13 protein-coding genes and 1 pseudogene are annotated in these 13,041 nt (G+C 73.8%); all 14 read right to left on the bottom strand.

Annotation, left to right across the window (positions count from 1 at the left end):
* Positions 1-115 precede the first annotated feature (115 nt).
* The 14 genes and pseudogenes from selD to fabD all read right to left on the bottom strand — a co-directional run bounded on the left by selD (position 116) and on the right by fabD (position 13,019).
* Complete coding sequence (gene selD / locus JQC91_RS15735; protein WP_203288267.1) at positions 116-2,206, bottom strand: selenide, water dikinase SelD; 2,091 nt, start codon at positions 2,204-2,206, stop codon at positions 116-118.
* Between the two features lie 276 nt (positions 2,207-2,482).
* Positions 2,483-3,070, bottom strand: a complete 588-nt coding sequence (locus JQC91_RS15730) for a nucleoside/nucleotide kinase family protein (protein WP_203288265.1) — start codon at positions 3,068-3,070, stop codon at positions 2,483-2,485.
* Complete coding sequence (locus JQC91_RS15725) at positions 3,067-3,831, bottom strand: ATP-binding cassette domain-containing protein (RefSeq protein ID WP_203288263.1); 765 nt, start codon at positions 3,829-3,831, stop codon at positions 3,067-3,069. Before JQC91_RS15725 ends, JQC91_RS15730 begins: the two co-directional genes overlap by 4 nt.
* A complete protein-coding gene (locus JQC91_RS15720; RefSeq protein WP_238941581.1) occupies positions 3,828-4,991 on the bottom strand; it encodes an ABC transporter permease in 1,164 nt (387 codons plus the stop codon). Before JQC91_RS15720 ends, JQC91_RS15725 begins: the two co-directional genes overlap by 4 nt.
* A 226-nt stretch (positions 4,992-5,217) precedes the next feature.
* Positions 5,218-5,649: pseudogene (locus tag JQC91_RS15715) on the bottom strand (cytochrome c-type biogenesis protein); the annotation flags it as partial.
* Positions 5,646-7,619 carry a heme lyase CcmF/NrfE family subunit gene (locus JQC91_RS15710; protein ID WP_203288260.1) on the bottom strand — a complete coding sequence of 658 codons (1,974 nt, stop codon included), beginning with the start codon at positions 7,617-7,619 and terminating at the stop codon, positions 5,646-5,648. The gene JQC91_RS15710 and the pseudogene JQC91_RS15715, both read right to left, overlap by 4 nt.
* 90 nt (positions 7,620-7,709) lie before the next feature.
* Positions 7,710-8,210, bottom strand: coding sequence for a holin family protein (locus tag JQC91_RS15705; protein ID WP_203288258.1), 501 nt, complete (start codon positions 8,208-8,210; stop codon positions 7,710-7,712).
* Positions 8,210-8,821 carry a holin-associated N-acetylmuramidase gene (locus tag JQC91_RS15700; RefSeq protein ID WP_203288256.1) on the bottom strand — a complete coding sequence of 204 codons (612 nt, stop codon included), beginning with the start codon at positions 8,819-8,821 and terminating at the stop codon, positions 8,210-8,212. The genes JQC91_RS15705 and JQC91_RS15700 overlap by 1 nt, the downstream gene beginning before the upstream one ends.
* A gap of 191 nt (positions 8,822-9,012) precedes the next feature.
* Positions 9,013-9,462, bottom strand: a complete 450-nt coding sequence (gene ccmE, locus JQC91_RS15695; RefSeq protein ID WP_203288254.1) for a cytochrome c maturation protein CcmE — start codon at positions 9,460-9,462, stop codon at positions 9,013-9,015.
* Position 9,463: 1 nt separating this feature from the next.
* The gene (locus JQC91_RS15690; protein WP_203288252.1) at positions 9,464-10,270 is read right to left on the bottom strand and encodes an aspartate/glutamate racemase family protein; all 807 of its coding nucleotides are present in this window, start codon (positions 10,268-10,270) and stop codon (positions 9,464-9,466) included.
* A gap of 103 nt (positions 10,271-10,373) precedes the next feature.
* Complete coding sequence (locus JQC91_RS15685; protein WP_203288250.1) at positions 10,374-10,607, bottom strand: acyl carrier protein; 234 nt, start codon at positions 10,605-10,607, stop codon at positions 10,374-10,376.
* A gap of 139 nt (positions 10,608-10,746) precedes the next feature.
* Positions 10,747-11,484, bottom strand: a complete 738-nt coding sequence (fabG, locus tag JQC91_RS15680; RefSeq protein WP_203288248.1) for a 3-oxoacyl-[acyl-carrier-protein] reductase — start codon at positions 11,482-11,484, stop codon at positions 10,747-10,749.
* Positions 11,485-12,081, bottom strand: a complete 597-nt coding sequence (locus JQC91_RS15675; protein ID WP_203288246.1) for a hypothetical protein — start codon at positions 12,079-12,081, stop codon at positions 11,485-11,487.
* A complete protein-coding gene (gene fabD / locus JQC91_RS15670; protein ID WP_203288244.1) occupies positions 12,078-13,019 on the bottom strand; it encodes an ACP S-malonyltransferase in 942 nt (313 codons plus the stop codon). The genes JQC91_RS15675 and fabD overlap by 4 nt, the downstream gene beginning before the upstream one ends.
* Between the last annotated feature and the right edge of the window lie 22 nt (positions 13,020-13,041).

The raw sequence follows: 13,041 nt of genomic DNA, 5'->3' as shown, positions 1-13,041 counted from the left end.
GGGGGACGGCCCGGGGATGCGCGGACCGCTACGCGGTCGTATCGCGCTGGGTGCCTCGCCCGAAGATCCCCCGCCCCGGCCCTGAGCCGGGGCCTCGACCCGTAGACGTGACCATCTAAACCACCCGCACCCCGCTCCCCTCGATCACCCGCCCGATCACCGTGGCCCCCTCCGGCGCCACCTCCACCGCCGCCAGCAGCCCGCCCGACGTCTGCGGATCCCACAGCAGGTCCCCCAGCGGCCCCGCCGCCGCCGCCACCGGCGCCGCCCGCCGGTTCGCCGCCCAGAGCGACGAGGCGACCCCCGCCTCCACCGCCGCGAGCGCGCCCGGATGCACCGGCACCGCGTCCGGATCGACCTCCGCGCCCACGCCCGACGCCCGGCACATCGCCGCCAGATGCCCCGCCAGCCCGAACCCCGTCACGTCCGTCATCGCATGCGCCCCGGCCAGCCGCCGCGCCATCGCCCCCTGCGGCGTCGCCATCGCCTCCAGCACGGCCAGCACGTCGCGCCCCCGCGCCACGCCCGCCATCTCGGCCGCCAGCACCACGCCCGTCCCCACAGGCTTCGTCAGCACCAGGAGGTCGCCCGCCCGCGCCCCGCCCAGCCCCACCGGCTCGCCCTCCAGAAGCCCCGTCAGCGACAATCCATAGGTCGCCTCCGCCCCCATCGTCGTGTGCCCGCCCACGAGGTCCGCGCCCTCGGCCCCCAGCACCTCCGTCATCGCGTCCAGCACCACCCGGAGCGACCGCCGCTGCAGCGCCTCGCTCATCCGCGGCAGCACCAGCGACGCCAGCGCCGCCTGCGGCACCGCCCCCATCGCCCACACGTCGCCCAGCGCATGGACGCAGGCGATCCGCGCCATGAGCGCCTCGTCCCGCGTCACCGCCCGCAGATGGTCCGTCGTCCAGACCTGCCGCGCGCCCCCCACGCGCAGCACCGCCGCGTCGTCGCCCGGCCGCGTCAGCACGTCCTCCCGCGTGACCGGCACCGCCGACAGCGCCTCGGCCAGCGCGTCGCCCCCCACCTTCGCCCCGCACCCGGCGCAGAGCGGCTTGGCCACCTCCTCGCCGCCCAGCGCCGCCACCGCAGGCGCCTCGACGCGCATCGCGGGCAGGACCGTCAGCTTGTCCATGAACGCCCGGTCGATCCGGTCCTTCCACCGCCAGAGCCACGGCCCCGCGACCGTCACGCCCTTCTCCGCCAGCGCCGACTTGCCGCCCAGCGAGACCAGCTTGAGGTAGCTCCGCTGCGGTCGGAACGCCCGCATCCGCCCGCCCGCCAGCGCCGCGCGCAGGTTGTCGTGCAAAACCGGCGCCTCGCGCACCGCGAAGACGCCCGCCTTGGGGCGCGGCGCGTGGGTCAGGTGGGCGCAGTCCCCGGCGGCGAAGAGGTCCGGATGCCCCTCCACCTGCAGGGTCGGCCCGACCCGGACGAACCCTTCGTGGAGCGGCAGGCCCGTCTCTCCGATCCAAGCGTGGGGCCGCGCCCCCGCCGCGCCGACCGTCAGCGCGGCAGGCACGCGCGTCCCGTCCGTCAGCACCACCGCATCCGCCTCGACGCGCTCCACCGTCGCGCCGGTCCGCAACGCCACGCCCAGCCGGTCCATCGCCTGCCGCAGCAGGGCCTTCGCCCGCGCGCCCATCCCCGTCAGGTCGGCCTCGGCCTCGATCACCGTCACGCCGTCGCCCGGGCGGGCATGCGCCATCGCCATCGCCAGCTCGACCCCCGCCACGCCGCCCCCGATCACCGCGACCGGCCCGCCCGGCCCGTCCCGGTGCGCCCGCCACGCCCGCGCGAAGACGTCCAAGGGCTTGGCCCCCACGCCATGCGCGGCGAAGCCGGGGAGGGACGGCATCTCGGCGTGGATGCCCACGTCCAGCGAGGCCACGTCGTAGTCCAGCCACCCGGGCCCCTCGACGCGCACGCGCTTGGCCGCCGCGTCCACATCCGTCGCCTTCGCGTCGATCAGCGCGGCGCCGGCGAACCGGCACAACCGCACGAGGTCGATGTCCAGCTCGTCGCGCGTGTAGTGCCCCGCCACGTGCCCAGGCAGCATCCCCGTGTAGGGCGCCGTCGCGCCGGGGTTGATCACCGTCAGCCGCGCGCCCGGCAGCGGGTCCATCCCCCAGCGGCGCAGCACGAGCGCGTGGGCGTGACCGCCGCCGATCAGGATGAGGTCGCGGGTGAGGGGATGGTCCTGCATGGGGGCGTCGTCCCCCGCCGGGAGCGGAGGTTCAAGTCACGCGCGCGTCAGGACGCTCCGACATGCGCCGTCGTCGAACGCAGGGCCAGCGCCGACCCGTGGGGTGGCGCATCCGACCCATCCGCGAAGCACTTGATCCCTCCCACCGTCGGAGGACAGCTCCTTCGGCGCGCGGACGGAGACGAAGCGCCGCCCCGTGGGGCGGGTCGGCGCTGGCCCTGCGGGGGCTGCGCCCCCGCGCACCGGGCCAAGGCACGAAGCGCGAGCCGTGCCCCGCTATCCGATCACCACGTCCGCCGCCCGCGACCGCTCCACCATCCGGCGCGCGTTGGGCAGGTCGTTCGCCTCGATCCACGCCGCCCCGTCCGCCCGGTCGGCCCACCGCTCGGACAGCCGCTCCCGCAGCACCGCCTCCGACACGTCCAGCCGCACCGACAGGTTCCATTCCAGATCACGCCACCCCGGCTCGTCCAGCAGCAGCCAGTTCCCCTCGACCACCACGTGCCGCGCCTCCGCCGGGACCACCGCCGCCCCCGCGATGGCGATCTCGCGCGCGCGGTCGAACACCGGCAGGTACACGACGCCCCCCGCCCGGACCGCCGCCAGCGTCCGCGCCAGACCGCCCAGGTCGAACGTCTCCGGCGCGCCCTTGCGCGACCGCAGGCCCATCGGCCCCAGCAGCCGGTCGTCCAGATGCCACCCGTCCATCGTCACGAGCGCGCCCTCGGCCCCCAGCGCCTTCACGATCCGCTTGGACAGCGTCGACTTCCCCGACGCGGGCGGCCCGACCAAGGCGGTCAGCGTCCGCCCACCCTCGGGCACCGGCAGCGCGCGGATGCGGTCCGCCACGGCCTCGGGCGTCATGCCGCCTCCGGCTCCATCGCCCCGGTCATCAGCGCGACCGCGTCCGACATCGTGTGCGCCTTCGGATCGATCACCGTCAGCCGCCGGCCCAGCCGGTGCACGTGCACCCGGTCCGCCACCTCGAACACGTGCGGCATGTTGTGCGAGATCAGGATGATCGGGATGCCCCGCGCCCGCACGTCCTGGATCAGGTCCAGCACCCGGCGCGATTCCTTCACGCCCAGCGCCGCCGTCGGCTCGTCGAGGATGATGACCTTGGACCCGAACGCCGCCGCCCGCGCCACCGCCACCCCCTGCCGCTGCCCGCCCGACAGCGTCTCGACCGCCTGGTCGATGTTCTGGATCGTCATAAGCCCGAGATCGGACAGCTTCTCGCGCGCGAAGGCCCGCATCCGCGGCTTGTCCAGCTGGCGCAGCCACCGCCCCCGGAACCCCTCCCGGCGCAGCTCCCGCCCCATGAACATGTTGTCCACGATCGACAGCGCGGGCGACACGGCCAGCGTCTGGTAGACCGTCTCGATCCCCTGCTCCCGCGCCGCCGTGGGCGAGGCGAAGGAGACCGGCGCGCCGTCCAGCTCCATCACCCCCTCGTCCGGCGTCACCGCCCCCGACAGGCACTTGATCAGCGTCGACTTGCCCGCCCCGTTGTCGCCGATCACCGCGAGGATCTCGCCGGGGCGCAGCTCGAAGTCGCAGGCGTCCAGCGCCACCACCTTGCCGTAGCGCTTCGTCAGGCCCTTGGCCGCGAGGACGGGGGTCATGCCGCCACCTTCCTGATCCACTGGTCCACGCCCACCGCGCCGATGATCAGCGTCCCGATCAGCAGGTAGGTCCACTGCGCGTCCGCCCCCGCCATCCTGAGGCCCAGCTCGAACACGCCGACGATCAGCGCCCCGAAGAACGCCCCCCAGATCGAGCCGCGCCCCCCGAACAGCGAGATGCCCCCGATGACGACGGCGGTGATCGACTGGATGTTGCCCAGCACCCCGGTCGAGGCCGATGGCGACACCGATCCGAACCGCCCGATCATGATCCAGCCCGCGACGGCGCAGATCGCGCCCGCGATCACGTAGACGCTCATCAGCGTCCGGCGCACGTCCACGCCCGCCAGCTCCGCCGCCTCGGGGTCGTCCCCCACCGCGTAGACGTGCCGCCCCCACGCGGTCGCCCGCAGCGCATAGGCCAGCACGGCGAAGAGCAGGACCATCACCACCACGCCGTAGGTGACGTTCGTGGCCCAGAGGAAGTCGAGGAACGCGCTGTCCGTCTCGGCGGGCCGCCGCCGCTCCCACTCGATCCCGCGCGACGCCTCGATCCACCGGACGATCTGCTCGTTGGGCTTCGCGCCCAGCCATTGCAGCATCGGCGCCTCCTCGCGAATCTCGCGCGAGCGGATCGTCTCGTTGCGCGAGTAGAGGTAGTTCGTCGCCAGCACGATCTGCCACATGCCCAGCGTCACGATGAAGGGCGGCAGCTTGGCCCGGCTCACCAGCCAGCCGCTGGCCGCGCCGATCGCCGCGCCCACGGCCAGCCCCGCCGCGATGGCCGCCGCGGGCGGCACCCCGTAGCGGAAGCTGACCTGCCCGATCACCACGGAGGTGAAGACCGCGATGGCCCCCACCGACAGGTCGATCCCGGCGGTCAGGATGATGAGCGTCTGCGCGGCGGCCAGCACGCCCACGATCTGCACCTGCTGCATGATCAGCGGCAGCTGCTGCAGGAAGCGCGGACCCAGCCACCACGTGAACCCGAGGACGGCCACCGCCAGCACGATCAGCGGCACCAAGGCGGGCGTGACGTGCAGCGCGTGCTGCACCCGGTCCACCACGCCCCGCCGCTCCGCGAAGCGCGCCACGTCCTCCGCGCGCCGCGCGCGCACCGCCCCCTCGTGATCCGTGCCCAAGTGATCCGTGCCCGTCATCGCGCTCCCCCCGGCCCGAGCGTCGTCCGGGCAGGCGGCCCGCGTCAAGGACGGTCCCCGGGGATCCCCGGCCGGATCGCCCTCCCGAGGCCTCTCAGGTATGGTCCCGCCGCGCCGCGTCGACCGCGTCGTCGCCGAGCGGCCCATCCCCGCGCGAGCCGTCGCCGACCGCGCGCCCATCGACTATGCCCCCGCCGACCGTGCCCCCGCTGACCGTGCCCCCGTCGAGCAGCGCGGCCAGCCGCGCCTCCTCGGTCTCCGACAGCCCGTCCTCCGCGCGCGGCGCGCGCCGCGAGATGTAGACCGCCGAGCCGGCGCCCCCGAGCAGCAGCAGCGCCAGCGGCGCGCCCCAGAGCAGCGCGTTCGCCCCGCCCCGGGTCGGCTCGAGCAGCACGTACTCCCCGTAGCGCCCCACGAGGTAGTCCAGCACCTCCGCGTCGCTGTCGCCCGCGACCAGCCGCTCGCGCACGAGCAGCCGCAGGTCCCGCGCCAGCCCCGCGTTGCTCTCGTCGATCGACTCGTTGCGGCACACGAGGCAGCGCAGCCCCTCCGACAGGTCCCGCGCCCGCTGCTCGAGGACCGGGTCGTCCAGCACCTCGTCCGGAAGCACGGCGAGGGCCGGCGCGGCGGCCAGCACGAGCGGCAACGCCCACCTCATTCCGCCGGCACCGCCGCGCGCGGCGCCCGCCGCGCGCCCGCCGCCACCCGGTAGCGCCGGTCCGACAGCGACACGAGGCCGCCCAAGGCCATCAGGATGCACCCGCCCCAGATCCAGTTGGCGAAGGGTTTGATGTAGACCCGCACGGCCCAGCCCCCGCCCACCTGCGGGTCGCCGATCACGGCGTAGAGGTCCCGCGTGATCCCGTTGTCGATGCCGGCCTCCGTCGTGGGCATCCGCGCCACGGGGTAGACCCGCTTCTCCGGGCGCATCACGCCGACCACGTCGTCGCCCTCGGTCACGTAGAGCGTCGCCACCGTGGCCACGTAGTTCGGCCCCTCGACCCGGTCGACCGCGTCCAAGCGCGCCTCCACGGACCCCACAGTCAGCGATTCGCCGATGGCGAGCGCCGCGATCTCCTCCTGCTCCCACGCGGTCAGCGCGCCGACCCCGAAGATCGTCACGCCCAGCCCCGCATGGGCGATCGCCTTGCCCCAGTCCGCCCGCGGCAGCCGCGTCAGGCGCCCCAGCCGCGCGGCCGCCTCGCCCCGGCCCGTGCGCGCCCACAGGTCGATCGCCGCCGCGACCACGAGCCATGCGCCCAGCCCCGCCCCAACCGGCCCGGCCAGCGAGCGCCCCGTGTTCAGCGCCCACGCGAGCCCCGCCACCGCGACCGCCAGCAGCGCGGCCGGCCAAAGCGCCTTGGCGGCGCGGTCCAGCTTGCCCCGCTTCCACGGCAGCAGGGAGCCGAACGGCAGGATCACCGCCAGCGCGACCACGAAGGGCGTGAAGGCCGCGTCGAAGAACGGCGGCCCGACCGACAGCTTCCGCCCGAACGCCATCTCGGCCACCAAGGGCCAGACCGTTCCGACGAACACCACCAGCGAGGACACCGCCAGCAGGAGGTTGTTCGCGACCAGCGCCGACTCGCGGCTCATCAGCGCGAAGACGGCGCGCGTCTGCATCGCCCCGGCGCGCCACGCGAAGAGCGCGAGCGCGCCGCCCATGAACACCGCGAGGATCACGAGGATCCACCGGCCCCGCTCCGGGTCGTTCGCGAAGGCGTGGACGGAGGTGATCACCCCCGAGCGCACGATGAACGTGCCTATCAGCGAGAACCCGAAGGCGAGGATGGCGAGCAGGATCGTCCACGCCTTCAGCGCCTCGCGCTTCTCGACCACGATGGCGGAGTGCAGCAGCGCGGCGGCGAAGAGCCACGGCATGAACGACGCGTTCTCCACCGGATCCCAGAACCAGAACCCGCCCCAGCCCAGCTCGTAGTAGGCCCACCACGACCCCAGCGCGATGCCCACCGTCAGGAACAGCCACGCCGCCAAGGTCCACGGGCGCACCCACCGGCCCCACGCCGCGTCCACCCGCCCCTCGATCAGCGCGGCGACCGCGAAGCTGAACGCCATGCTCAGGCCCACGTAGCCGAGGTAGAGGAACGGCGGATGGAACGCCAAGCCGGGATCCTGCAGCAGCGGGTTCAGGTCCTCGCCGTTGAACGGCGGCACCTCCAGCCGGGTGAACGGGTTGGAGGTGAACAGGATGAACAGGTAGAACGCCACGCCTACGGCGGCCTGCACCGCCAAGGCCCGCGCCCGGAACGTCTCGCGCAGGCCCCCGTCGAACCACGCGGCGGCGGCCCCGAAGAGCGCGAGGATCAGCACCCACAGCAGCAGCGAGCCCTCGTGGTTCCCCCACACGCCCGTAACCTTGTAGAGCAGCGGCTTGTCCGTGTGCGAGTTCAGCACGACGAGCCGCAGGCTGAAGTCGCTCGCCACGAAGGCGTAGGTCAGCGCCGCGAAGCTGACCGCGACGAGGAGGAACTGCATCGTCGCGGCGGGCCGCGCAATCGCCATCCAGCCCGCCCAGCCCTTGTGGGCGCCCACCAGCGGCAGCGTCGCCTGCACCACGGCGCAGGCGAGGGCGAGGACGAGGGCGAGGTGGCCGAGTTCGACGAACATGCGCCCGTCCTACGCGCTCCGGGGCCGCCGCCCAAGGGGGGTGCGGCGCACGGGCGCGTCAATCTGCGGGGCATTCGTGTCGAATCCCGGTCAAGCGCCCTCGCGCCGCCACGCCTCCAACGCGGCGTTGCCCTCGGGGGCGTCGAATTCCCCGGCATGCCACCCGCTCACCACCGGCTCGGGCAGGGCCGTCCGCGCCGTCCGCCGATGGTGCAGCTCGCGCGCCCCGAAGTAGAACCCGACGATCGCGCCCAAGAGCCACCACAGCGGCTCCGGCACCACCGCCAGCCCCGCCATGCGCGGCGCGAACCCCACGGGGTCCACCATCGCGTAGACGAACAGCCCCAGCGTCCCGAAGGCCAGCAGGGGCCGCGGCAGGCGGTTCACGCCGTCCACGAACCGGTCGAACCACCCGGCGGGCGCGCCGTCGAACTCCGCCCCCAGCTGGTCCACCGCCGCCCGCCGCGCCGCGTGGGCCAGCCGCTGCCCCTCCGACGCGTCGGCCCGGAACACCCGTGCCGCGCCCGTCGCCGCCCGGGTCAGCGCGCCCACCGCCCGCGTGGCCTCCGCGAAGCGCGGGACCACCGACATCACGCCCACCCCTTGGTGCGCGTCCGGTGCTCCGCGTCCGACAGGCGGTAGCGCGCCGCCATGAACTCCTCGGCCCGCGCGATCCAGCCGCCCTTTCCGCCGTCGCGGCGCTTGGCGAACTTGCGCAGCGCGGGGCGCCGCTGCGCGAGGCGGTAGTACCATTCCCGCCGCGCGATGGCGTAGGCGTCCGCGATGTGCGCCGGCGCTTCGGAGGCGGCCGCCTCGGCGGCGGCCTCCGTGCGCGGCCCGATCGCCCCGTCCACGGCCACCGGATGCCCCATCCGACCCAGCAGCCGCTGGAGGATGCGCACCGCGTTGGACCCCGCGTTCACCTGCATGTCGAACACCTGCGCCCAGAGCACGGAGGGCAGCCGCCCGATCCCCGGCTTCTGGAAGTAGTCCCGGACGTAGACGTCGGCCGCCTGCGCCGGCGTGATGCGCCGCACGTCGTCCGCGTCCACGTCGCCGTCGCCGTCGAGGTCCAGCCCGAGCCGTCGCGCGGTATGGATCGTCACGCCGTGCTTCGTCGCACCGCCCGGGTCGTCCGGGTCGTCCACGAAGCCTCCCTCGCGGGCCACGATGGCCTCGGCGATCTGTCGAACGGTCTGCATGGGTCGGCCCTCCCTGCGGTCTGGGAGGATCGAAGCTCCGGTTGAGCGCCTAACGAAGCGTTAACGCCGCCGCCCGCCCCTCATCTTGGCCGAAATACCTCGGGGGAGGCCCGCAGGGCCGGGGGCGGAGCCCCATGCCGCACCGCAGCAATCGTTCAACATCATAAGTTTACGGCGCGACCTTGAAGCCGCTACCCTTCGACGGCGGCGGGCCGGTAGACCCCCTGCGCCTCCAGCGCGTCGATCACCTCGGCGGGCATGTAGGTCTCGTCGTGCCGCGCGAGGATCTCCGTCGCCCGGAACGTGCCGTCCACGAATCGGCCCGTCCCGACCATGCCCTCGCCCTCGCCGAACAGGTCCGGCAGCACGCCGACGTAGGAGACGGGCACCGACGCGCCGCCGTCGGTTACGCTGAACGTCACCTCCGTCCCCTCGCCGCGCACCAGCGTCCCCTCCTCGACCAGCCCGCCGATCCGGAACACCTCCGACGGCGCAGGCGGCGCCTCGACCACCTGCGAGGGCGAGCGGAAGAAGTTGATCCCGTCCCGCATCGCGTAGCCGACCAGCGCCGTGGACCCCGCCAGCGCGACGACCGCCAGCGCAATCACTTGAATCCGCCGCGTTTTCCTCAAGCTTCTCATGTCACGCCCCCTCGAACCGCAGGGGCCGCTTCAGGAACTGCGTCGCCCGCTGCGACACCGTCTCCGGATCCCCCGTCGTCACCATCCGCGCCCCGCCGTCGCCCCGCATCCCGGGGCGCCGCTCGAGGTAGTCGGCCAAGCTCTCGGCCACGATGTCCGCTTGGCTCAGCACCCGCACCTCCGGCCCCAAGGCCCGCTGGAACGCCTCCGCCACCAAGGGGTAGTGCGTGCAGCCCAGCACGGCGGCGTCCGGCGCCGGCATCTTCCGCCGGAGCGCCGCGACATGCGCCTGCACCAGCGCCTCCGCCAAGGCCTCGTCCCCGTCCTCGATGGCGTCGACCAAGCCGCCGCAGGCCTGCGCCTCGACGTCCACCCCGATCGCGCGGAACGCCAGCTCCCGCTGGAACGCGCGGGACGCCACGGTGGCGGGCGTGGCGAACAGCGCGACCTGCCGGACCCCCACCTCGCGCGGGGGGGTGTTGTCGCCCCAGCCGCGCTCGGTCAGCGCCTCGATCATCGGCACGAACACGCCCAGCACCCGCTTGCCCTCGGGCACCCCCGCCTCCTGCATCCGGCGCAGAGCTGCGGCCGAGGCGGTGTTGCAGGCCAGCACGACGAGGTCCGACGTCTCCCACATCGCGTGCACCGCGTCGCGGGTCAGGCCGTGCACGTCCTCCATGGTCCGCGTCCCGTAGGGGGCATGCGCGCTGTCGGCATAGTAGGAGAAGGCCACGTCGGGCAGGCGCCGCGTCAGCGCGTCCCACACGGTCAGGCCGCCCAAGCCGCTGTCGAAGACGCCCACGCTCATGCCCATCCCTCCACGGACGCTAGATAGGGGGCGACGCCGTCCCCCGCAAACGACGAAGGCGCCCCGGAGGGCGCCCTGTCAGCGTCAGCCGATCACATGGGGATCAGCTGTTCTCCTTGATGAACTTCACGGCGTCGCCGAAGGTCTGGATCGACTCCGCGGCGTCGTCGGGGATCTCGATCCCGAACTCCTCCTCGAAGGCCATGACCAGCTCGACCGTGTCGAGCGAGTCGGCGCCCAGATCGTCGATGAACGAGGCGTTCTCGGTCACCTTGTCCTCTTCCACGCCCAGGTGCTCGACGACCTTCTTGCGGACGCGATCTTCGATGTCGCTCATGATTCACCTCTTCGTTCGCCCACGCGGGCCGTTCCAATCGGACCGGCGGTCCGGTCGGCGTGCGGCCCTATATCGCGGGGCCTTGGCGGTGGCAAATCCCTTCGAAGGGATTCGCGAGTTCCTCCGAAGGAACTTGGCGTTACACCATCGCCAGCCCGCCGTTGACGTGCAGCACCGTGCCCGTGACGTAGGCAGCCTCGGGCGAGGCGAGGTAGAGCGCGGCGGCGGCGATCTCCTCGGGGGTGCCCATGCGGCCCGCCGGGATCTGATCGTCGATCTTGGCCTTCTGGTCGTCGGTCAGCTTGTCGGTCATGGCCGTCGCGATGAAGCCCGGCGCGACCGCGTTCACGGTGATCCCGCGGGACGCCACCTCGTAGGCCAGCGACTTGGACATGCCCACGAGCCCCGCCTTCGACGCGGCGTAGTTGCCCTGCCCCGGGTTGCCCGTCGTCCCCACCACGGAGGACACGTTCACGATGCGGCCCCAGCGGGCCTTCATCATCCCGCGCAGGACGCCCTTGGACAGGCGGAACGCCGCCGTCAGGTTCACCTCGATGACCTGCGACCACTCCTCCTCGGACATGCGCATGAACAGGTTGTCGCGCGTCACGCCCGCGTTGTTCACGAGGATGTCGACCGCGCCCATCGCCTCGGCGGCCTGCTTGGGCAGCGCGTTCACCGCGTCGGCGTCCGACAGGTTGCAGGGCAGGACGTGCGCCCGCTCCCCCAGTTCGTCGGCCAGCGCGCGCAGCGGATCCTCGCGGGTGCCCGAAAGGCCCACGGCGGCGCCCTGCGCGTGGAGCGCGCGCGCGATGGCGGCGCCGATGCCGCCGGAGGCCCCGGTCACGAGGGCAGACTTCCCGGTGAGGTCGAACATTCAGTCGTCTCCTTGCGGCTCGATCACGGGCGCGGTCAGCAGGCCGTAGCGCGCGATCTCCTTGGGGGTGAGGGTGTGGATCCGGCTGGCCGGGGCGGCCTTGACCGCGAACCAGTAGAAGTCGTCCGAGCCCAGCATCGTGCGCACGTAGCCGCGCGAGTTGCGGTGCGTCCGGTCGGTCAGGCCGTAGTCCGTGGCTTGGCCGTTCGCGTCGGACCACGCGTGCACGCCGATCCGCGCGCCCGCCTCCATCCGGCGGCGGACGCCGGACAGGAACAGGTCGACGCCGCCCGAGAAGATGGCGGAGTCGGACGTCAGGTAGGTGTCGAAGCCCCCCGCCCGGAGCCACCGCCCCAGCTCCAGCGTCCGGTCGAGGTCGACCGAGCCGGGGATGCGCCCGAGGACGACCTCGTCCACCTCGGGATGGGCGGCGAGGGCCGCCCGCACGCGCGGGCCGGTGGTGGCGTCGAGGTCGCCCGCGATGTGCAGCCGACCGTCGCGCACCTCGACGCGGGTGAGCGCGGGCTTGTCGTCCGCGTGGCCCGGACCCGCGACGCCCAGCGCGAGGAGCGCCGCGAGGACCGCGCGCCGGATCACAGCGACGCCGCCGCCTCGGCCACCTCGGCGGGCGTGCCGACCTGCCGGGTCGCCAGCGCCCGGTCGATGCGGCGCACCATCCCCGACAGCGCCTTGCCCGCGCCGATCTCCCAGACCTCCGTGACGCCGTCGGCCGCCATGCGCGCCACGCTCTCGCGCCAGCGGACGGCCCCGGTGACCTGCTCCACGAGCAGCGACCGGATTGTGTTCGGGTCGCTCACCGGCCCCGCCTCGACGTTGGCGACGACGGGCACGACGGGGCGGTGCAGGTCCACGTCGTCCAGCGCCTCGGCCATCGCGCGGGCGGCGGGCTCCATCAGGGCGCAGTGGAAGGGCGCGGAGACCGGCAGCAGCACGGCGCGCTTGGCGCCGTGCGCCTCGGCGATCTCCGTGGCGCGCGCGACGGCGGCGCGGTGGCCGGAGACGACCACCTGGCCGGGGTCGTTGTCGTTGGCGGCCTCGACCACCTCGCCACCCTGCGCGGCCTCGGCGGCGACCGCGCGCACCGCGTCAAGGTCCAGGCCGAGGATCGCGGCCATCGCCCCCTCGCCCGCCGGCACGGCGGCCTGCATCGCCTCGCCGCGCAGGCGCAGGAGGCGGGCGGCGTCGCCGAGGTCCAGCGCGCCCGCCGCGACCAGCGCGGCGTACTCGCCGAGCGAGTGGCCCGCGACCATCGCGGCGTGGTCGGCGACCGAGACGCCCTCGGCCTCGAGGGCCCGGAGGGCGGCGATGGAGGTGGCCATCAGCGCGGGCTGGGCGTTGCGGGTCAGGGTCAGGGTCTCGGCGTCGCCGCCCCAGATCAGCCCCGACAGGTCCTCGCCCAAGGCGGCGTCCACGGCGTCGAACACGGCCCGCGCGGCCGGGTAGGCCTCGGCGAGGTCGCGGCCCATGCCGATGCTCTGGGCCCCTTGGCCGGGGAAGACGAAGGCGCGGGACATGGGTGCACTCCAGACGGTCCGT

The sequence above is a fragment of the Jannaschia sp. Os4 genome, from assembly GCF_016820245.1.
GTDB lineage: Bacteria > Pseudomonadota > Alphaproteobacteria > Rhodobacterales > Rhodobacteraceae > Jannaschia.
The sequence above is the reverse complement of the archived record's forward strand: the minus strand, read 5'-3'. Positions and strand labels throughout refer to the sequence as shown.

What these genes read in the sequence shown, in the direction of transcription:
- selD (WP_203288267.1), bottom strand. Translation starts at nt 2,206, where the DNA reads ATGCAGGACCATCCCCTCACCCGCGACCTCATCCTGATCGGCGGCGGT.
- JQC91_RS15730 (WP_203288265.1), bottom strand. Translation starts at nt 3,070, where the DNA reads ATGACGCCCGAGGCCGTGGCGGACCGCATCCGCGCGCTGCCGGTGCCC.
- JQC91_RS15725 (WP_203288263.1), bottom strand. Translation starts at nt 3,831, where the DNA reads ATGACCCCCGTCCTCGCGGCCAAGGGCCTGACGAAGCGCTACGGCAAG.
- JQC91_RS15720 (WP_238941581.1), bottom strand. Translation starts at nt 4,991, where the DNA reads ATGACGGGCACGGATCACTTGGGCACGGATCACGAGGGGGCGGTGCGC.
- JQC91_RS15710 (WP_203288260.1), bottom strand. Translation starts at nt 7,619, where the DNA reads ATGTTCGTCGAACTCGGCCACCTCGCCCTCGTCCTCGCCCTCGCCTGC.
- JQC91_RS15705 (WP_203288258.1), bottom strand. Translation starts at nt 8,210, where the DNA reads ATGTCGGTGGTCCCGCGCTTCGCGGAGGCCACGCGGGCGGTGGGCGCG.
- JQC91_RS15700 (WP_203288256.1), bottom strand. Translation starts at nt 8,821, where the DNA reads ATGCAGACCGTTCGACAGATCGCCGAGGCCATCGTGGCCCGCGAGGGA.
- ccmE (WP_203288254.1), bottom strand. Translation starts at nt 9,462, where the DNA reads ATGAGAAGCTTGAGGAAAACGCGGCGGATTCAAGTGATTGCGCTGGCG.
- JQC91_RS15690 (WP_203288252.1), bottom strand. Translation starts at nt 10,270, where the DNA reads ATGAGCGTGGGCGTCTTCGACAGCGGCTTGGGCGGCCTGACCGTGTGG.
- JQC91_RS15685 (WP_203288250.1), bottom strand. Translation starts at nt 10,607, where the DNA reads ATGAGCGACATCGAAGATCGCGTCCGCAAGAAGGTCGTCGAGCACCTG.
- fabG (WP_203288248.1), bottom strand. Translation starts at nt 11,484, where the DNA reads ATGTTCGACCTCACCGGGAAGTCTGCCCTCGTGACCGGGGCCTCCGGC.
- fabD (WP_203288244.1), bottom strand. Translation starts at nt 13,019, where the DNA reads ATGTCCCGCGCCTTCGTCTTCCCCGGCCAAGGGGCCCAGAGCATCGGC.